Origin of the sequence: Indioceanicola profundi, from assembly GCF_003568845.1 — a bacterium.
In the GTDB taxonomy this organism is placed as follows: domain Bacteria; phylum Pseudomonadota; class Alphaproteobacteria; order Azospirillales; family Azospirillaceae; genus Indioceanicola; species Indioceanicola profundi.
Genome location: NZ_CP030126.1, coordinates 1,691,701 through 1,709,995, shown reverse-complemented (window position 1 = coordinate 1,709,995; position 18,295 = coordinate 1,691,701). Strand labels below are relative to the sequence as shown.

Annotated in this window: 19 protein-coding genes; all 19 read left to right on the top strand. The window is 65.3% G+C overall.

The window, feature by feature from the left end; genetic code table 11:
- The first annotated feature begins 62 nt into the window (after window positions 1-62).
- The 19 genes from DOL89_RS08145 to DOL89_RS08060 all read left to right on the top strand — a co-directional run bounded on the left by DOL89_RS08145 (window position 63) and on the right by DOL89_RS08060 (window position 18,269).
- Window positions 63-323, top strand: coding sequence for a type II toxin-antitoxin system VapB family antitoxin (locus DOL89_RS08145; RefSeq protein ID WP_119678692.1), 261 nt, complete (start codon window positions 63-65; stop codon window positions 321-323).
- Window position 324: 1 nt separating this feature from the next.
- Window positions 325-759: a type II toxin-antitoxin system VapC family toxin gene (locus DOL89_RS08140; protein ID WP_162937394.1), complete on the top strand. Its 435-nt coding sequence runs from the start codon at window positions 325-327 to the stop codon at window positions 757-759.
- The gene (gene ruvA / locus DOL89_RS08135; protein ID WP_119678690.1) at window positions 756-1,379 is read left to right on the top strand and encodes a Holliday junction branch migration protein RuvA; all 624 of its coding nucleotides are present in this window, start codon (window positions 756-758) and stop codon (window positions 1,377-1,379) included. The genes DOL89_RS08140 and ruvA overlap by 4 nt, the downstream gene beginning before the upstream one ends.
- A 38-nt stretch (window positions 1,380-1,417) precedes the next feature.
- Window positions 1,418-2,464 (top strand): Holliday junction branch migration DNA helicase RuvB, encoded by a 1,047-nt coding sequence (gene ruvB / locus DOL89_RS08130; RefSeq protein WP_225889960.1) that lies wholly within the window; start codon window positions 1,418-1,420, stop codon window positions 2,462-2,464.
- Window positions 2,457-2,945, top strand: coding sequence for a YbgC/FadM family acyl-CoA thioesterase (locus tag DOL89_RS08125; RefSeq protein ID WP_119678688.1), 489 nt, complete (start codon window positions 2,457-2,459; stop codon window positions 2,943-2,945). Before ruvB ends, DOL89_RS08125 begins: the two co-directional genes overlap by 8 nt.
- Window positions 2,946-2,995: 50 nt before the next feature.
- Complete coding sequence (tolQ, locus tag DOL89_RS08120) at window positions 2,996-3,700, top strand: protein TolQ (RefSeq protein ID WP_225889948.1); 705 nt, start codon at window positions 2,996-2,998, stop codon at window positions 3,698-3,700.
- 3 nt (window positions 3,701-3,703) lie between these two features.
- Window positions 3,704-4,159, top strand: coding sequence for a protein TolR (tolR, locus tag DOL89_RS08115; RefSeq protein ID WP_119678687.1), 456 nt, complete (start codon window positions 3,704-3,706; stop codon window positions 4,157-4,159).
- Window positions 4,160-4,203: 44 nt separating this feature from the next.
- On the top strand, window positions 4,204-5,142 hold the full coding sequence (locus DOL89_RS08110) for an energy transducer TonB family protein (RefSeq protein ID WP_119678686.1): 939 nt from the start codon (window positions 4,204-4,206) through the stop codon (window positions 5,140-5,142).
- Window positions 5,143-5,221: 79 nt separating this feature from the next.
- Window positions 5,222-6,574: a Tol-Pal system beta propeller repeat protein TolB gene (gene tolB / locus DOL89_RS08105; RefSeq protein WP_119678685.1), complete on the top strand. Its 1,353-nt coding sequence runs from the start codon at window positions 5,222-5,224 to the stop codon at window positions 6,572-6,574.
- A 147-nt stretch (window positions 6,575-6,721) separates the two neighbouring features.
- The gene (gene pal, locus DOL89_RS08100) at window positions 6,722-7,213 is read left to right on the top strand and encodes a peptidoglycan-associated lipoprotein Pal (protein WP_119678684.1); all 492 of its coding nucleotides are present in this window, start codon (window positions 6,722-6,724) and stop codon (window positions 7,211-7,213) included.
- Between the two features lie 239 nt (window positions 7,214-7,452).
- Window positions 7,453-8,376 (top strand): tol-pal system protein YbgF, encoded by a 924-nt coding sequence (gene ybgF, locus DOL89_RS08095; protein ID WP_162937393.1) that lies wholly within the window; start codon window positions 7,453-7,455, stop codon window positions 8,374-8,376.
- Window positions 8,377-8,431: 55 nt separating this feature from the next.
- Window positions 8,432-9,712, top strand: a complete 1,281-nt coding sequence (gene tilS / locus DOL89_RS08090; RefSeq protein WP_162937392.1) for a tRNA lysidine(34) synthetase TilS — start codon at window positions 8,432-8,434, stop codon at window positions 9,710-9,712.
- A gap of 90 nt (window positions 9,713-9,802) precedes the next feature.
- Complete coding sequence (ftsH, locus tag DOL89_RS08085; RefSeq protein ID WP_119678681.1) at window positions 9,803-11,740, top strand: ATP-dependent zinc metalloprotease FtsH; 1,938 nt, start codon at window positions 9,803-9,805, stop codon at window positions 11,738-11,740.
- A gap of 151 nt (window positions 11,741-11,891) precedes the next feature.
- The gene (folP, locus tag DOL89_RS08080) at window positions 11,892-12,995 is read left to right on the top strand and encodes a dihydropteroate synthase (RefSeq protein WP_119678680.1); all 1,104 of its coding nucleotides are present in this window, start codon (window positions 11,892-11,894) and stop codon (window positions 12,993-12,995) included.
- A gap of 92 nt (window positions 12,996-13,087) precedes the next feature.
- Complete coding sequence (glmM, locus tag DOL89_RS08075; protein WP_205574656.1) at window positions 13,088-14,455, top strand: phosphoglucosamine mutase; 1,368 nt, start codon at window positions 13,088-13,090, stop codon at window positions 14,453-14,455.
- 202 nt (window positions 14,456-14,657) lie between these two features.
- Window positions 14,658-15,458, top strand: coding sequence for a bifunctional hydroxymethylpyrimidine kinase/phosphomethylpyrimidine kinase (gene thiD, locus DOL89_RS08070; protein WP_119678679.1), 801 nt, complete (start codon window positions 14,658-14,660; stop codon window positions 15,456-15,458).
- The gene (locus DOL89_RS08065) at window positions 15,455-15,889 is read left to right on the top strand and encodes a DUF3293 domain-containing protein (RefSeq protein WP_119678678.1); all 435 of its coding nucleotides are present in this window, start codon (window positions 15,455-15,457) and stop codon (window positions 15,887-15,889) included. Before thiD ends, DOL89_RS08065 begins: the two co-directional genes overlap by 4 nt.
- Window positions 15,890-16,467: 578 nt before the next feature.
- Window positions 16,468-17,484: an NACHT domain-containing protein gene (locus DOL89_RS24790; RefSeq protein WP_162937391.1), complete on the top strand. Its 1,017-nt coding sequence runs from the start codon at window positions 16,468-16,470 to the stop codon at window positions 17,482-17,484.
- Window positions 17,441-18,269 (top strand): IS5 family transposase gene (locus DOL89_RS08060; protein ID WP_119678677.1). Its coding sequence is split into 2 segments (ribosomal slippage): window positions 17,441-17,809 and window positions 17,811-18,269, totalling 828 coding nucleotides; the frame shifts between segments, so codons are not numbered across the junction. Before DOL89_RS24790 ends, DOL89_RS08060 begins: the two co-directional genes overlap by 44 nt.
- The last annotated feature ends 26 nt before the right edge of the window (window positions 18,270-18,295 follow it).

The following is an 18,295-nucleotide window of genomic DNA, read 5'->3' as shown; positions in this document are numbered from 1 at the left end:
TGTTGCCGCTTTGTTCCCGTCGGTGTAGAATTCTTCCCTGCTGGGCAGAAAGGAAGAATGCCATGGCGCTGAACATCAAATCCGATGAGGCCGAGCAGGCCGTCCGGCGGCTTGCGGAGCTGACGGGGGAGAGCATCACCGAAACCATCCGAATCGCGGCGGAGGAGCGGCTGGCGCGGCTTGAGGCAACACGCCAGCAGGCGGAGCTCCGGCGTCGCGCGGATATCCGGGAGCTTCTGGAGCAGGTCCGCAGGGCGCCGGTCCTGGACAACCGCCCGGAGGACGAAATCCTGGGCTATGACGATCTCGGGATGTTCGACTGACATGCGGATCGTTCTCGACACTTCCGCGATTCTGGCGGTCGGCTTTGATGAGGCTGACGCGGATACCTATCAATCCGCTCTTGAGATGCTGCACCGGCCCTTCATCTCCGCCGTCACGCTGTTCGAGATGCGGACGGTCCTGGCATTCCGGAAGGGGCAGGACGTGCTGACGACGATGGAGCTGGCATTTGCGCGCTGGAACACGGAAGTCGTGCCTTTCGACGAAGGGCAGGCGTCCGCCGCTTTCCAGGCCTATCGCCGCTACGGCAAGGGAACCGGTCATCGTGCGAAGTTGAACTTCGCCGATTGTGCAGCCTATGCGTTGGCGCGGTCGGTGGATGCGCCGCTGCTTTTCAATGGTAACGACTTCAACCATACCGACGTGACCCCGGCTCTGCCTCTGCTGGTGCCCGAGGCGGGAGGGAGGACCTTATGATCGCCAAATTGCGCGGCATCCTCGATGCCACCGGCCTGGATTATGCGGTGGTGGACGTCAACGGAGTCGGCTACCTCGTCTCCTGCTCCGCCCGGACGCTGCGCCGGCTGGGAGGCCCGGGGGAGGCGGTGACGCTGCTCACCGACATGTGGGTGTCGGAGGACAACATCCAGCTCTTCGGCTTTTTCGATACGCAGGAGAAGGACTGGTTCCGGATGCTGACCACGGTGCAGGGGGTGGGGGCGCGGGTCGCGCTGAACATCCTGTCCGTGCTGTCGCCGGACGAGGTGGCCACCACCATCTCCGCGCAGGACAAGACGAATCTTTGCCGTGCGGACGGGGTAGGCCCAAAGTTGGCTGCCCGAATTTTGAACGAATTGAAGGATAAGGTCGCCAGCATCGGCATGGCCGCGCTGAGCGCGCCGGCAGCCGCGGCTCCCGCCGGGGCGGCGGCGCCTGCGGGCGGCGGCCCCGTGGCCGATGCCGTCTCCGCCCTGGTCAATCTGGGTTACCGCCGGGTGGAGGCGTTCACGGCGGTCAACAGTGCGGTCCAGCGTCTCGGGGCTGATGCCAGCATGTCCGACCTGATCCGGGCCGGGTTGAAGGAGCTTAGCCAGTGAGTCCCGCCCCCAACAGCGACGCACCCAAGCCCCAGCGGCTGGTGGAGCAGGACCGCATCGGCGGCGACAATGCGGAATCCTCCATCCGCCCGCTCTCGCTGGCCGACTTCACCGGTCAGAAGCAGGTCCGCGAGAACCTGGCCCTGTTCATCAAGGCTGCGAAATCCCGCGGCGAAGCGCTTGACCATGTTCTGCTTTTCGGGCCTCCGGGGCTCGGCAAGACGACGCTGGCCCAGATCGTGGCGAAGGAGCTGAATGTCGGCTTCCGCGCCACCAGCGGGCCGGTGATCGCCAAGGCCGGCGACCTGGCGGCCCTGCTGACCAACCTCCAGCCGCACGACGTCCTGTTCATCGACGAGATCCACCGCCTGAGCCCGCAGGTGGAGGAAATCCTCTATCCCGCGATGGAGGATTTCCAGCTCGACCTCATCATCGGGGAAGGGCCGGCGGCGCGCAGCGTGCGCATCGACCTTCCGCCCTTCACCCTGGTCGGCGCCACCACGCGCTCGGGCCTTATCACCCGCCCTCTGCGGGAGCGGTTCGGCATTCCGCTGCGCATGCAGTTCTACGAGCCGGAGGAGCTGCAGCTCATCGTCAGCCGCGGGGCCCGCCTGCTCGCCATGCCGCTCAGCCCGGACGGGGCCATGGAGATTGCGCGCCGCTCCCGCGGTACGCCGCGCGTCGCCGGCCGGCTGCTGCGCCGGGTGCGCGACATCTGTTCCGTCGCGGGGCTGGAGACGGTGGATGCGAAGGCGGCGGACAGCGCGCTGACGCGGCTCGAGGTGGACCGGATGGGCTTCGACGCCATGGACCGCCGCTATCTCTGCTGCATCGCGGACAATTACGGCGGTGGGCCAGTGGGGGTGGACACGCTGGGCGCGGCGCTGGGCGAACAGCGGGACGTGCTGGAAGAAACCATCGAGCCATACCTGATCCAGCAGGGGCTGCTTCAGCGCACGCCGCGGGGGCGGATGCTGACCGATGGCGGCTACCGCTATCTGGGGCTTCCGGTTCCGGCCGCGGCGGCGCGGCAGTTGGATCTGCTGGGCACCGTGCCGCCGGAGGAGGAGGGGGAGGATGTCTGACACGCTTTCCGCCCCCGGACCAGCCGAGGGCTGGCTGGATGGCGACGCCCATATCTACCCGTTCCGTGTCTATTACGAAGACACGGATGCGGGCGGCATCGTTTACCATGCCAACTACCTGCGGTTCTGCGAGCGGGCGCGCAACGAGATGATGCGCTGCATGGGCTACCCCCATGCGGCGATGGTGCGTGATGAAGGTGTGGCATTCGCGGTACGGCGCTGTGAGATCGATTTTCTAAGGCCTGCCGTGCTGGATGACGCGCTTGAAGTCGTGTCCCGGATATCGGATATCGGCGCCGCGACAATGGATGCCGTTCAGATTGTCCGCCGGCCCGCTGCCGGCGACGAAGGCGCGCCCGAGGAGTTGGCCCGGCTGACTTTGCGGCTTGCCTGCATTAACCAAAATGGAAGACCCGTGCGGTTACCGGTAGCGCTACGCAACGCTCTCGGTCAGCCGCCCGCGGGTAGAGATCCGGGCTGAACACCCGATTTGTGCATCCCCTTGACCATGTGATGATGGAGCCCGCCGTCATGGAAACCGCTGTCGCCGCCCAGGCGCACGACCTGTCAATCATCGGCCTGTTCATGATGGCCGACTGGGTGGTGAAACTCGTCATGCTTGGGCTTGTCGCCGCCTCGATCTGGTGCTGGGCGATCATCTTCGACAAGGCGGTGAAGCTGCGCCGCATGAAGGCCGCCGCTGCGGATTTCGAGGAGCAGTTCTGGTCCGGCGGTTCGCTGGACCAGCTCTATGACGATGTGGGGCAGGACCCGTCCGACCCGCTTTCCTCCACCTTCGCGGCCGGCATGCGGGAGTGGCGGCATGCCAATGAACGTGGGCTGTCCGGCGGGAACATGCGGGCCAACCTTGCCCAGCGGGTGGAGCGGGTCATGTCCGTGACCGTCGGCCGCGAGATGGCGAATGCGGAGCGGTACATGACCGTTCTGGCCTCCGTCGGCTCGGTCGCTCCTTTCGTCGGGCTGTTCGGCACGGTGTGGGGCATCATGAGCGCCTTCACCAACATCGCCTCGCAGCAGAACACCTCGCTGGCCGTGGTCGCTCCCGGCATCGCCGAGGCGCTGTTCGCGACGGCGCTCGGCCTCGTGGCCGCTATTCCGGCGGTGATCGCCTACAACAAGTTCTCGACCGATCTGGGGCGGTATGCCGACCGGCTCGACTCATTCGTGACAGAATTCTCCTCCATCCTGCAGCGTCACCTGGAAGAGCGGGGCTGAACCATGGGTGCGCAGCTTGCAGGGAAGTCCGGCGGCGGACGCGGCGGGAAGCGCCGCTACCGCGCCATGTCCGAGATCAACGTGACGCCCTTCGTGGACGTCATGCTGGTTCTGCTGATCGTGTTCATGGTGGCTGCCCCGTTGTTGACCGTGGGCGTGCCCATCGATCTGCCGAAGACCAACGCCCCCGCCATCCAGGGACAGGACGAGCCCCTGGTCATCAGCGTGGATGGGGAGGGAACCGTCTATGTCAATGAGACGGCAACCGACATGGAGCAGCTTGTCCCGCTGCTGACGGCCATCACCGAAAACAATCCGGAGGCCCGCATCTTCGTCCGTGGCGACCGTAACCTGGCCTACGGCCGGATCGTGGAGGTCATGGGCACGGTGAGCGCGGCCGGGTTCAAGAAGGTCGCGCTGGTCGCCGAGATGCCGGACCAGCCTGCCGCCCGCCGTTGATATCGCCCCTCATCGCCTGAAGCCTGGAGCGCCGGCCCCTAATCATGCGCACCGCGATCATCCTTTCCGCCGTGCTGCACGTCGCGCTGTTCCTGGTCGCGATCGTCGGACTGCCGCGCCCGGAGAAGCGGCTTGCCGCCATTCCCGAGGCCATTCCGGTTGAAATCGTCGACGTCGGCCAGCTGACCAATACGCGGATCGAGCCGAACAAGGAGCCGCCGAAGCCTGCACCCGCCAAGCCGCAGCCAGCTCCGCCGCGCAACCAGCCGCCGCCTCCTCCGCCCCAGGCACAGGCGGAAGCTCCACCCCCGCCGCCGGTGAAGACTCCGGAACCGCCGAAGCAGGTCGCCCAGGCGGAGCCCGAGCCGAAGCCGGAGCCGAAGAAGGAAGAGCCGAAGCCCAAGCCCGAGCCGAAGCCGGAGCCTAAGAAGGAAGAACCCAAGCCCGAGCCCAAGAAGCCGGAGCCGAAGAAAGAAGAGCCGAAAAAGCCTGAGCCCAAAAAGGAGGAGCCCAAGAAGGAGCCTCCGAAAAAGGAAGAGCCGAAGAAGGAGGAACCCAAGCGGTCCTTCGACAGCGTGCTCAAGAACCTGGAGAAGCTGAAGGAGGAGACTCCGCCGGCTCCGCGCCAGGAGCCCAAGGAGGAGCAGGTCGCCGAGGCTCCGGCTTCGCAGAGCGTCTCACGTTCCGACAGGCTGACCATCTCCCAGGTCGATGCCGTCCGGCGCGCGATCCGGCCATGCTGGAGCGTCGATGCCGGCGCACGGGGCGTCGACAACTATCTCGTCGTGGTCGAGGCGAACATGAATCCCGATGGAACGGTGAGGAATGCGCGGGTGGTGTCCAGCACCGTCGATCGCGCCTCCACCGACCGGGCGCTGCGTGCGTTGTTGAATCCGCGCTGCCAGCCTTTTCCGCTCCCGCCCGACCAGTATGACGACTGGAAGGTCATGACGGTGAACTTCAATCCGCGGGACATGCTGTGAGCGCGGGCCGGCTTTCCGCCGGCCCCGCCGGCACGACCATTCCAAACCATCCGCAAGTAACAGGGGGGATCGCCCTGACATGACGCGCCTGTTCCACATGATACGCCGGGTGGCCATGGGGGCCGCCCTAGTGCTGGCCGCGCTGGCCGCGGCACCGGCGCCCGAAGCCCGCGCCCAGCTCGTCATCGACATGACGGAAGGCGTGTCGGAGCCGATTCCGATCGCCGTCACGGACTTCTATGGCGAGAGCCCGCAGGACCGCCAGATCGGCCAGAACGTGTCCGGCGTCATCCAGGCGAACCTGGAGCGCACCGGCCTGTTCCGTCCGCTGGACAAGCGGGCCTTCATCCAGTCGCCGGAGCAGCTCCGCGCCGGGCCGCGCTTCGCGGACTGGCGGGTGATCAATGCCGAGGGGCTGGTGATCGGCGCTGCCAGCACGCAGCCGGATGGCCGTGTCCGCATCGAGTTCCGTCTGTTCGACGTGGTGCGTGGGCAGCAGCTCACGGGCCTCGCCTATTTCACCCAACCCGACGGATGGCGTCGAGTCGCCCACATCATCTCCGACGCCATCTACAAGGCGATCACCGGTGAGGAAGGCTACTTCGATACCCGCATCGTCTACATCGCCGAGTCCGGCCCGGCGAACAACCGGGTGAAGCGGCTGGCCATCATGGACCAGGACGGGGAGAACCACCGCTTCCTGACCGATGGCCGCGTGCTCGTCCTAACGCCGCGCTTCTCTCCGACGGCACAGGAAATCACATACCTGAGTTACTTCAACAACAGGCCTCGTGTTTACCTGTTCAATATCGATACCGGTCGGCAGGAAGTCCTGGGGGATTTCCCCGGCATGACTTTCGCCCCGCGTTTCTCGCCGGACGGCAACAAAGTCATCATGTCGCTGGCCACCGGAGGCAACACGGACATCTATACCCTGGACCTCCGCACCCGTCGGCAGACCCAGTTGACCAACCACCCCGGTATCGACACGGCTCCGTCCTACTCTCCGGACGGAAGTAAAATCGTGTTCGAGTCCGACCGCGGCGGAACACAGCAGCTGTATACGATGAATGCAGATGGTTCCGACGTGAAGCGGATTACTTTCGGGCAGGGGCGTTATGCAACTCCGGTCTGGTCCCCGCGCGGCGACCTGATCGCCTTCACGCGGCTGCATCAGGGTCGCTTCTATATCGGCGTAATCCGTCCGGACGGTACTGGTGAGCGCCTTCTGACGGAATCCTTCCATGTGGAAGGCCCGACCTGGGCTCCCAACGGGCGCGTGCTGATGTACTTCAAGGAGCGTCCCGTCGGCGCCGGCGACCGCCAGCGGCAGGCGAAGCTCTTCTCCATCGACCTCACCGGATTCAATGAACGGCAGGCTGTGACACCGACGGACGCTTCGGACCCAGCTTGGTCGCCCTTGATTCCTTAAGTCCGTCCCATTATTTTCGCACCGCAGAACGACGCTAAGACTTTACAGTCCGAGGATCGGAGAAATCGCCGACTGAACGTATATTGGCGTCGCTCGTGGGGCAGTTCCGATCATCAAAACTAGTGTCGAAGTAGGGGGTCTCAAAAAATGCGCGTTAAGTACCTGAGCATGTTCGCGGCGCTTCTGCTCGTCTCTGCTTGCCAGAGCGCGCCGGAAACTGCCGACACCTCCAACGCGGGTGGCAACACCTCCGTTGCGCCGGCCCAGCCCGCCGGTCCGGTTCCCGGCACTGCCGAAGACTTCGTCGTCAATGTCGGCGACCGCGTCTTCTTCGGTTTCGACCGTTACGACCTCACCCCGGAAGCGACGGCCACGCTTGACCGTCAGGCCGCCTGGCTGAAGCAGTATCCGGGCGTCACCGTGACCGTCGAGGGTCATGCCGACGAGCGCGGCACCCGCGAGTACAACCTCGCCCTGGGTGACCGCCGCGCCTCGGCCGTGAAGAACTACCTCGTCGCCCTGGGCGTCGATGCTGGCCGCGTGCAGACCATCAGCTACGGCAAGGAGCGTCCGGCGGTGCTCGGCTCCAACGAGTCCGCCTGGGCGCAGAACCGTCGCGGCGTGACCGTGGTGAACTGATCCGTACTGGATCAGTCACTCGGTGCCGCAGCGTACGAACGCCGCGTCATGATCAGGGAGGCGCCGTCCGGGAAACCGGGCGGCGCTTCTTTGGTTTCAGGATGGCCGAAATGCCTGCGGGGCCGTTTCTGTGGCGTAAATGCCATAATCTGTCCCTTTCGGGGCGTTAGTCTTCCTCTGTTTACCGGCGGACGCTACGCTTCCGGCCGGTCCAGTCACTTCCGGGCATGCAGACGATCATGAAGATCAAGACCCGTTCCCGCCTTGCCGGCGTCGCCCTCGCGGCTCCCCTGCTGGCCATTGCGTTGCTCGCTCCCGCCGCCCAGGCGCAGAGCGGCGACATGCGCGAATTGCTGAATCGTCTCAACCGGCTGGAAACCGAAGTCCAGACCCTCAGCCGCGAGGTCTACCGCGGGGGCGGGACCCGTCAGGGCGGCGGCGGGAGCGGCGGCGCGCAGATCGCCCCGAGCGTCGCTGGTGATTTCGAAGTCCGCCTGCAGCGGCTGGAAACCGATGTCCGGACCATGACCGGCCGGTATGAGGAAGCTACCTTCCAGATCGGGCAGCTCCGTGAGCAGCTGGAGCGGTTGGCAACAGACATGGAATACCGTCTGACCCAGCTTGAGCAGGGTCGCGGCGGCGCACAGGCAGCGCCTGTTGGCGGCGGCTCCGCCCAGCAGCCGGCATCCCCATCTGCGGAACCCACAGGGGAAGCGCTGCCGCCGATGGCAGCTGCACCCTCGGGCGGAGCCGCCGCACCGGCGGACCTGCCCTCCGGCGGGCCGCAGCAGCAGTATGATTACGCCTTCGGCCTGTTGCGGCAGCAGAACTATGCGGCTGCCCATGCCGCCTTCCAGCAGTTCCTGACGGACAATCCGGGCCACCAACTCTCAGCCAATGCCCAGTACTGGCTGGGAGAGACGCTGTATGTCCGCAGCATGTTCAAGGAAGCGGCCGTTGCTTTCGCGGAGGGCTACCAATCCTATCCGAAGAGCAGCAAGGCGCCGGACAACCTGCTGAAGCTCGCCATGTCGCTCGGCGCCATCAACCAGAAGGAAGACGCCTGCCTGGCGCTCCAGCAGTTGGCGGGCGAATACAAGGATGCACCGACCACGATCCGCCGCCGTGCCGAGCAGGAGAAGAACCGGCTGCGGTGTGGCTGAACACCGCAGCATTCCGCCCGCCGAGCCGATAAGCTCCGCGGAGTTTGAACGGCTGATGGCGCCGCTAGGGCCGTTCGAGGCTGCACCGCATGTGGCGGTTGGCCTCTCCGGCGGGCCGGACAGCATGGCCTTGGCCTTGCTGCTCCACGACTGGGCACAGCGGCGTGGCGGCAGTCTGTTGGCCATCACCGTGGATCATGGTCTGCGGCAGGCCAGCGGAGCCGAAGCAGAGCAGGTTGCCGCGTGGATGGGGTTTCACGGCATACTTCACGTCATTCGCCGCTGGGAAGGAGCCAAGCCCGTCACCGGCCTGCAAGAAGCGGCACGTGGGGCCCGATACGACCTGCTCGAGCAGGAATGTCGCGAAAGAGGCATTCTTCATCTGGCATTGGGCCACCAGCAGGAGGATCAGGCGGAAACCGTACTGATCCGGCGGGGCATGCGTAGCGGACCCGACGGGCTTGCCGCCATGCCGTCCATCCGCGAGCGCCCCGGACTACGGCTGATCCGTCCCGTGCTGGGCGTTCTCCGTGCACGGCTGGAGGCGACCTGTGACGTCAGGGGGCAGCCCTTTATCCGCGATCCATCCAATCGCGATACGCGGTTCGCCCGCGGACGCCTGCGTGCGACGGAGCCTGTGGATCCGGTCCCCGCCCTGGCCGAAGCGGCACGGCAGGCCGGCTGTCGCCGTGCAGACCGCGATGATCTGCTGGCGCAGATGCTGGCCCGGCATGGGGCCTTTCATCCCGAGGGATGGATTGAACTGGATGCAGCGGTTTTCAGAGTCCTGGACGACGAGGACAGCCTCGGCCTCCTGTCGCGGCTGACCGGAGCTGTCGGCGGCAGACCCTATCCGCCGCGGGGGGAGAGGATGGAGCGGCTTCTGACCCGTCTGCGCGAAGGCGCGGGCGAGTTCAGCGGCGGCAGCCTGGGAGGATGCCTGTTCAGCCGAGCTGGCGCGGTTCTCCGCATCGTAAGAGAGCCGGCATCGGTCGAAGCTCCGATTGTCGTCGCGCCGGGCGGAACCGCAGTATGGGACCGGCGGTTTCGTCTGGAGTGGAATGGCAGCCGGACGGTGACATTGGGTGCATTGGAAGCCGAGGGATGGGCAAAGATATCCTCTGACCCGATCGTTCGGGTAGGTCGGGTACTGCCCGCGTCGGTCCGTCGCACGCTTCCGGCGATCAGGGGGGGGCAAACCCTGCTCCTCGTACCCCATCTGAACTATGTGCGTCTCGGATCGGGTTGCTTAGGCTACAGATTGGGGCCGGAGGCGCCGGTGCCCGCGGCAGGTGCGAGGTTCTCTGTTGTCATGCCTGCCAGGGAGATTATCTAATGGGAAGCTTCCCGCGAGGGATCTGTTTCCGGCGACGGCACCGCACCCGGGGGGCAGAACCCGCGGGGCGGTCGACGAAAGGCTCGTGACGTGAATAATTTCGGCAAGAACCTGGCGCTCTGGATCATTATCGGGCTGCTGCTGGTGGCCCTGTTCAACTTGTTCCAGACGTCGTCAACCCGGGTCTCCCAGCCGGGTGTGATCCCCTATAGCCAGCTCCTGGAAGATGCGGAGCGCGGCGCGGTTGCCGACGTCACCATCAAAGGAGACCAGGTCACTGGTCACTATAGCGACGGGCGCAGCTTCAGCACCTATGTGCCGCCCAACTCCAACATCGGCGACCGGCTGGCCGAGCGGAATGTCCGCGTCAGCTCCGTACCGGAAGAGGGGCCGAACACCCTGGTCAGCATCCTGCTGTCCTGGTTCCCCATGCTGCTGCTGATCGGCGTCTGGATCTTCTTCATGCGCCAGATGCAGGGCGGCGGCGGCAAGGCCATGGGCTTCGGCAAGAGCCGCGCCCGACTGCTGACGGAAAAGGTCGGCCGCGTGACCTTCGACGATGTCGCCGGCATCGACGAGGCCAAGCAGGAGCTGGAAGAGGTCGTCGAGTTCCTGAAGGACCCGCAGAAGTTCCAGCGCCTGGGCGGCAAGATCCCGAAGGGCGTGCTGCTGGTGGGACCGCCGGGTACCGGTAAGACGCTGACCGCCCGCGCCGTGGCGGGTGAGGCCAACGTGCCCTTCTTCACCATCTCCGGCTCCGACTTCGTGGAGATGTTCGTGGGCGTCGGCGCGTCCCGCGTCCGCGATATGTTCGAGCAGGGCAAGAAGAACGCCCCCTGCATCATCTTCATCGACGAGATCGACGCTGTTGGCCGGCATCGTGGCGCAGGTCTCGGCGGCGGCAACGACGAGCGTGAGCAGACCCTGAACCAGCTCCTGGTGGAGATGGACGGGTTCGAGGCGAACGAGGGCGTCATCCTGATCGCCGCCACCAACCGTCCGGACGTGCTGGACCCGGCGCTGCTGCGCCCGGGCCGCTTCGACCGGCAGGTGGTGGTGCCGAACCCGGACGTGCTGGGCCGCGAGAAGATCCTGAAGGTCCATATGCGCAAGGTGCCGCTGGCGCCGGATGTGGAGCCAAAGGTGATCGCCCGCGGTACCCCCGGCTTCTCCGGTGCCGATCTGGCGAACCTGGTGAACGAGGCGGCGCTGCTGGCGGCCCGCGCCGGCAAGCGCGTGGTCGGCATGGCGGACTTCGAGAACGCCAAGGACAAGGTCATGATGGGTGCGGAGCGCCGCTCCATGGTCATGACCGAGCAGGAGAAGAAGCTGACCGCCTATCACGAGGCCGGCCACGCGCTGGTGGGCCTCTACATGCCGGCCAGCGACCCGCTGCATAAGGTGACGATCATCCCGCGCGGCCGTGCGCTGGGCGTGACCATGAACCTGCCGGAGCGGGACAAGTGGACCTACTCCAAGCTGGAGCTGGAAAGCCGTCTCGCCATGATGTTCGGCGGCCGCGTGGCGGAGGAGCTGATCTTCGGGCCGGAATATGTGACCACGGGTGCCGGCAACGACATCCAGCAGGCCACCAACATGTCCCGCCGCATGGTCACCGAGTTCGGCATGTCCGACAAGCTGGGCCGGGTGCGCTACTCCGCCAACGAGCAGGAGGTGTTCCTGGGCCACAGCGTGACCCAGCAGCAGAACATGTCCGAGGGTACGGCCAACCTGATCGACCAGGAGGTCCGTCGCATCATCGAGGAGGCGGAAGGCCATGCCCGCCGCATCCTGACGGAGCATATCGACGAGCTGCACAAAATTTCCCTGGCGCTGCTCGAGTACGAGACGCTGTCGGGCGAGGACGTGAAGGCTCTGATCCGCGGCGAGTCCATCGTCCGGACCGAGCCGCCCCAGGCTCCGCCGGCCGTGAAGGCCGAGCCGCCGAAGGGTGGCCGCCGCGGTTCCGTTCCGACCACCGGAAAGGACACCGGCGGTTTCGAGCCGGAGCCGCAGCCGGGCGTGTGACGACGGCGAACCGCCGAACCATGGAAAGGCCCCCGGAGCGATCCGGGGGCCTTTTCCTTTGGTTGCCGGCGTGCTTCCCGAAATCGGGGGTATGCCGGCCCGGTCCGGGCCGTTAACCTGATCTCTTCCCTTACTGCACAAGTCCGATGCCATGCCGCTGCGCGACCTGCCCCTGCCGTCCTCGCCCGCCGAGCTGTACATCCGCCCCGCCGGGCTGCTGACCGGCGAGGTGGCGCGGAGTGCTGTGGCGAGCGAACTGGCGGTGCGGCTGGCGGGGGGGCGCTTCGCCTTCGGCATGGCGGAGGTGGCGGTCCGGCACGGGGATGGGGCCTTGCGGGCGGTGGCGCCGCTCCAGCCCGTGCTGGACTGGGCCGCAGGGCTGCCGGAGGCTTTCGCTTGGCGGGCGAAGATCCAACTCGCGGCGCTGGCCCAGCCGCAGAAACTGTGGGCGGGGCTGCGGCTGGACCGGCCGCTGGTCATGGGCATCGTCAACGTGACGCCGGACAGCTTCTCCGACGGCGGCGACTTTGCGGGAGCGGAGAACGCCATCGCCCATGGCAGGGCGCTGCTGGAGGCGGGAGCCGACATCCTGGATATCGGCGGGGAGAGCACCCGGCCGGGGGCGGCGCCCGTGGCCCCGGAGGAGGAGCTGGCGCGGGTGCTGCCGGTGATCCAGGCGCTGGCGGCGGAAGGTGCCGTGATCAGCGTCGATACCCGCCATGCCGCGGTGATGAGGGGGGCGCTGGCGGCCGGGGCGCGCATCGTCAATGACATCACAGCACTGAGCGGCGATGCGGAGAGCATGCGGGTGGTGGCGGAGGCCGGGTGCCCGGTCGTCCTGATGCATATGCAGGGGGAGCCGCAGACCATGCAGGCCAGCCCCGGCTACCGCGATCCCACGCTGGACGTGTTCGACATACTGACGGAGCGGGTGGAGGCGGCCGAGGCGTTCGGCATCGCGCGGGAGGCCATCGCCATCGATCCCGGCATCGGCTTCGGCAAGAATGCGGAGCATAACCTGCACCTGCTGCGCCATACCGGTCAGTTCCACGCGCTGGGAGCGCCGATCCTGGTCGGGGTGAGCCGCAAGCGCTTCATCGCCGGCCTGTCGCGGAACGAGCCGCCGAAGCAGCGGCTGGGCGGGTCGCTGGCGGCCGGGCTGGCGGCGCTGGACCAGGGGGCGCAGATCCTGCGGGTGCATGACGTGGCGGAGACGGCGCAGGCGGTTGCCATGTGGGCGGCGCTGCACGGGTAGGGCAGATGGCTGCGCGGGCTGGCATGGGGCCGCACGCTCCGGTATAACCGCCCGCCATGGCCGCGCGGCGGCTAGACCGAATTTCCGAGGGTATGATGACGCGCAAGCTGTTCGGCACGGACGGCATCCGGGGCAAGGCGAATACGGAGCCGATGACGGCGGAGACGGCGCTGAAGGCCGCCATGGCGGCCGCACTCCAGTTCCGCCGGGGCGACCACCGCCACACCGTCATCATCGCCAAGGATACCCGCCTGTCGGGCTACATGCTGGAGCCGGCGCTGACGGCGGGCTTCACCAGCATGGGCATGGATGTGATCCTGGTCGGGCCGATGCCGACGCCGGCGGTGGCCATGCTGACCCGCTCCATGCGCGCCGACCTCGGCGTCATGATTTCCGCCTCGCACAACCCGTTCCATGACAACGGCATCAAGCTGTTCGGGCCGGACGGGTACAAGCTGTCGGACGAGGTGGAGGCGGAGATCGAGGCGCGGATGGGCCGGCCCTTCGCCCCCGATCTGGCCGGCGAGCGGGAGCTCGGCCGGGCGCAGCGGATGGAGGATGCCTCCGGCCGCTACATCGAGCAGGTGAAGGCCAGCTTCCCGCGCGGGCTGCGGCTAGACGGCATGCGCATCGTGATCGACTGCGCCCATGGCGCCGCCTACAAGGTGGCCCCTCGCGTGCTGTGGGAGCTGGGGGCGGAGGTCATCGCCATCGGCGACAAGCCGGACGGCTTCAACATCAACGACCGTGTCGGCGCCACAGCCCCGGCCGCCCTGCAGAAGGCGGTGGTGGAGCACGAGGCCGATCTGGGCATCGCGCTGGATGGCGACGCCGACCGGCTGTTCCTGGCGGACGAGCACGGCAACCGCATCGATGGCGACCAGATCATGGCCCTGATCGGCACCGACTGGGCGGCGCGCGGCAAGCTGAAGGGCGGCGGGATCGTCGCCACGGTGATGTCCAACATGGGGCTGGAGCTGCTGCTGAAGGGGCAGGGGCTGAGCCTGGCGCGCACGCCGGTGGGCGACCGGTATGTGGTGGAGCACATGCGGGAGCATGGCTTCAACCTGGGCGGCGAGCAGTCCGGCCATCTGGTCCTGTCCGACTTCGCCACCACCGGCGACGGGCTGCTGGCCGCACTCCAGGTGCTGGCCTGCCTGAAGGAGTGGGAACGGCCGGCTTCGGAGGTGTTGAAGGTGTTCGAGCCGCTGCCGCAGCTCTTGAAGAATGTGCGCTTCGCCGCCGGCACCGCGCCGCTGGAGGCGGCGGAGGTGAAGGACGCCATCCGGGCGGGCGAGGACCGGCTGAACGGCCGGGGCCGCGTGCTGATCCGCAAGTCCGGCACCGAGCCACTGATCCGGGTCATGGCGGAGGGGCCGACGGACGAGGAGGTGGCGCAGGTGGTGGACAGCATCGTCGCGGCGGTGGAACGGGCCGCCGTGTCCCGGGCTGCGGAGTAGGCGTTGCGAGGCCCTTCGACAGGCTCAGGGCGAGGGGTGTTGTGGGGTCCTTTCGTGGGAGCTTGCGGGGGCCCTTCGACGGGCTCAGGGTGAGGGGTGTTGCGGGGCCTTTTGTTGGGGGGCCTCCCCCACGCCACTATCCTCACCCTGAGCCTGTCGAAGGGTGGCCTCGCGGACGGTTGGGGGCGAGCAGGAGAGTGATATGAAGGGACGCGTCCTCATCATCGCGGGGTCGGACTCCGGGGGCGGGGCGGGGATACAGGCGGATATCAAGGCGGTGACCGCGCTGGACGGGTACGCCATGACCGCCATCGCCGCCCTGACCGCCCAGGATACGCGCGGCGTCCACGGCATCCACCCGGTCCCGGCGCCCTTCATCGTGCAGCAGATGCGGCTCTGCCTGGAGGATATCGGGGCGGATGCGGTCAAGACCGGCATGCTGGCCACCGTGGAGGTGATCGAGGCGGTGGCGGAGACGCTGTACCAGATAGCCCCCGGCGTGCCGGCGGTGATCGATCCGGTGATGGTGGCCAAGGGCGGGCACCGGCTGCTGGACCAGGGCGCCACCTCCGCCGTGCTGTCGGCCCTGCTTCCCCTGGCCGCGGTGCTGACCCCCAACGCGCCGGAGGCGGAGGTGCTGGTGGGGCATGAGATCCGCACGGTGGACGATATGCGTCGCGCCGGCGAGGCGCTGATGGCCCGCGGGCCGAAGGCCGTGCTGATGAAGGGGGGGCATCTGGAGGGACCGGTGGTGACCGACCTGCTGCTGACCGCCGAGGGCGAGACCTGCTTCGCCGGGGAGCGCATCGACACGCCCCATACCCACGGCACCGGCTGCACCCTGGCCAGCGCCATCGCCTGCGGCTTGGCCCAGGGGCTGGACACGGCGGAGGCGGTGGGGCGGGCGCGGCGGTATGTGGAGATCGCCATCCGCACCGCGCCGGGCCTTGGCCACGGGCACGGCCCCCTGAACCACAGCCACACCGTGAAGCCCTTCGCATGACCAGCATCAAGGACCTCCGCGTCTCCTACGAATCGGCCACATATGTGGCGCTGGACCGCGGCAAGGAGGTGGCGGTGCGCGCCAACGCCCCGCATCCGGCCCTGGACAAGCTGCTGGAGGCCAAGGGTGCGGCGGAGGCCGTGTTCATGACCGCCTACAACCCCGAGAACGCCCGCAAGGGGGAGGCGGAGAACCAGGCGGCCAACAAGCGGCTGCGCGAGATATTGGAGGAGGAGGACCTGGACTTCCTTCCCGCCGAGCACCGCGCGCCGAAGGAAAGCGACTGGCCGGTGGAGAAGAGCTTCCTGATCCTGGACCTGCCCCCGGCCGACGCCCTGGCCCTTGCCGAGATGTTCGGCCAGTACGCCATCCTCTGGGCCGCCTACGACCAGCCGGCGCAGCTTCTGTTCTCCAAGCTGGCGAAGGGCTGAGCGGGGCGGGGAGCGGGCTGATACAATAGGGGATTTAATAATCTTCAAGGATCGGCATCCATCTGGTGACTTCATTTACGAGACAGAACTCTCCAGAAGACTGCCGAGGCGCCACGCGTACTCACGCCGCGCCCGCCGTAGCTGGTACAGGTATGCATCCGGGGCAGTTCGCAGTAGCCTCTCATTCCCACGGCACAGATACATCCAAGCGGAACATTCAGGCGTTACTATCCTGGTTCAAAATGCATCTTCCGCTGCCGCATGGGTAGAGAAAACCTCAGCGTAATGAAAATGCGACAAGCTGAGTTCAGTGTCAGAATGTATTAGTCGATTTACAGGACTGATTCGCATACGGAGTGGGATGACAATCTTCAGGCCCGCCATGTTATGGCCTGAATATCTGAAAACCTATGCATTTGTATATGGGCAAAAAAACTGTATTTATCTGAACGCAGGAAAATAAACTCTACGGTACGTCGCTGCCTTGGAAAAGCTATTGCGGAGCTTGCGCTTCTGCACGAAAGTGGTAACCTTAAGTAGTAAAACGGCATTTTCGAAAGAGGAAGAAGAGGGTAGCTATGGATGCAATTACCGCAGGAGTCGGAATAAATCTGATTAGTGCGTCTATTCAAAAAATCGGATCCGTAACATTTCAGAAGTTTGTCAAAGTAAATAAAGTAGAGCAAATGATCCGTAATGGGGCTGCCCATGACCCCGTATTGGTGGAGGCGCTCGATCATTTTCGCAAGGCGCTACTGCGAGGGGAAAGCTCTTACACGCAGGACGTAGAGGCATTTATCTCTGAGCTAATGAAGACTACGCTGCTGTCTGAGTTGATGGACGAGTGCCTAATTGGAGTACCTAGCGAGTCCTTAAAGTACGCATTTTCCGCGATATGTGCAGAAACCTGTGGAGCTGACAGGGCCGATGAGCTTTTTCTCGCCCTTGTTAATACCTTTCGTGCAACCGTGCGCGTATTGCTTAAAGACGATGCCCTTCATGTCTATCTCCGCGCCATCTCGACAGAAATTCAGAAGCTTCGTTCCAAAATTGCGCTTAAGCTAGTTCCCTCCAATTCTCAAGCAACGTCAAAACAAAATTTTCAGAAGAAAATACAAAACTTAGCTAAACACCTTGTACCGAGTTTTAAGTCGATAAGAATTGAAACAAATAGAGGGGCTAGGATAGTGGATCTTAGCCGATTGTACCTAGAGCCACACCTGTCGTTGCGTAGGCCGAATCCAGCTGGCGTTCGAATGCTCGAAATATCTCGGCGTCATTCAGTTGACGATCTCGGAGATGAGTCTCTACTCGCTCTTACTTACAAAGAAGTAGCTAATTCTGCTCGGCGGATCGTGGTTCTGGGAGATCCGGGAGGCGGAAAATCAACACTTTGCCAGTACCTTTGCTATAAGGTTGCGAAGGCAGCAGCAAGCACACAGTCGAGATCGGTCAGGCAAAATGGTAGACTTCCCATAAGAGCCTATTCCAGTAGGGAGCTTGCCGTATCTGGGCTGTTGGACTTTTGCTCTTCAACGGGTGGAGGTCACGATGGGGAGATTGGTCCAGGACGATGGCTGGCGGTTGCCGGATGAGCTCTGGTGGCGCATGGAGCCGCTGCTGCCGGAGCGTCCAGCGCATCCGCTGGGCTGCCATAATCCGCGGGTTCCAGATCGCGCCGCGATGGACGCGATCTTCTTTGTCCTGCGCACGGGTAGTCAGTGGCAGGCGCTCAAAGCCACCGGCATCTGTTCGCCATCTTCCGCCTACCGCCGTTTTCGCGAATGGACCGAGGCCGGTGTGTTCGAGGCCTTCTGGCGTGAGGGGCTGCTGGCCTATGACGGCCTGGTCGGGATTGATTGGAGTTGGATGTCGGCAGACGGAGCAATGACCAAGGCACCGTTGGGCGGGGAAAAAAGTCGGCCCCAACCCGACCGACCGCTCCAAGCTGGGCACCAAGCGGTCCCTGCTGACCGATGGACGCGGCCTCCCCCTCGGCCTCGCGGTCGCTGGCGCCAACGTGATCGACTTCAAGCTGCTGGAGCAGACGCTTGAGGCTGTTGTCGTGCCGCGGCCTGAGCCCACCCCAGCGCATCCTCAGCATCTCTGCCTCGATAAGGGCTACGACTATGACGGGCCGCGGCAGCTTGGGTATGATTACAGGCTCACGACCCACATCCGCCGCAGGGGTGAGGATCGCACGGCAACGCCCGCCCACCCGCACCAACCCCGCCGCTGGATGATCGAGCGGGCACATTCCTGGCTGAACCGATACCGCCGCATCCTCGTCCGATGGGAAAAGCGCGCCGACACCTATGAAGCCATGCTCCACTTCGTCTGCGCCATCACCGTCTGGGAGTTCGTCTGCCTACTGAAATAGGTTCTAAGAGTCATTATTAGAAGTTT

Coding starts and splice junctions, on each gene's coding strand:
- DOL89_RS08145 (WP_119678692.1), top strand. CDS start 63: ATGGCGCTGAACATCAAATCCGATGAGGCCGAGCAGGCCGTCCGGCGG.
- DOL89_RS08140 (WP_162937394.1), top strand. CDS start 325: ATGCGGATCGTTCTCGACACTTCCGCGATTCTGGCGGTCGGCTTTGAT.
- ruvA (WP_119678690.1), top strand. CDS start 756: ATGATCGCCAAATTGCGCGGCATCCTCGATGCCACCGGCCTGGATTAT.
- DOL89_RS08125 (WP_119678688.1), top strand. CDS start 2,457: ATGTCTGACACGCTTTCCGCCCCCGGACCAGCCGAGGGCTGGCTGGAT.
- tolQ (WP_225889948.1), top strand. CDS start 2,996: ATGGAAACCGCTGTCGCCGCCCAGGCGCACGACCTGTCAATCATCGGC.
- tolR (WP_119678687.1), top strand. CDS start 3,704: ATGGGTGCGCAGCTTGCAGGGAAGTCCGGCGGCGGACGCGGCGGGAAG.
- DOL89_RS08110 (WP_119678686.1), top strand. CDS start 4,204: ATGCGCACCGCGATCATCCTTTCCGCCGTGCTGCACGTCGCGCTGTTC.
- tolB (WP_119678685.1), top strand. CDS start 5,222: ATGACGCGCCTGTTCCACATGATACGCCGGGTGGCCATGGGGGCCGCC.
- pal (WP_119678684.1), top strand. CDS start 6,722: ATGCGCGTTAAGTACCTGAGCATGTTCGCGGCGCTTCTGCTCGTCTCT.
- ybgF (WP_162937393.1), top strand. CDS start 7,453: ATGAAGATCAAGACCCGTTCCCGCCTTGCCGGCGTCGCCCTCGCGGCT.
- tilS (WP_162937392.1), top strand. CDS start 8,432: ATGGCGCCGCTAGGGCCGTTCGAGGCTGCACCGCATGTGGCGGTTGGC.
- folP (WP_119678680.1), top strand. CDS start 11,892: ATGCCGCTGCGCGACCTGCCCCTGCCGTCCTCGCCCGCCGAGCTGTAC.
- glmM (WP_205574656.1), top strand. CDS start 13,088: ATGATGACGCGCAAGCTGTTCGGCACGGACGGCATCCGGGGCAAGGCG.
- thiD (WP_119678679.1), top strand. CDS start 14,658: ATGAAGGGACGCGTCCTCATCATCGCGGGGTCGGACTCCGGGGGCGGG.
- DOL89_RS08065 (WP_119678678.1), top strand. CDS start 15,455: ATGACCAGCATCAAGGACCTCCGCGTCTCCTACGAATCGGCCACATAT.
- DOL89_RS24790 (WP_162937391.1), top strand. CDS start 16,468: ATGGATGCAATTACCGCAGGAGTCGGAATAAATCTGATTAGTGCGTCT.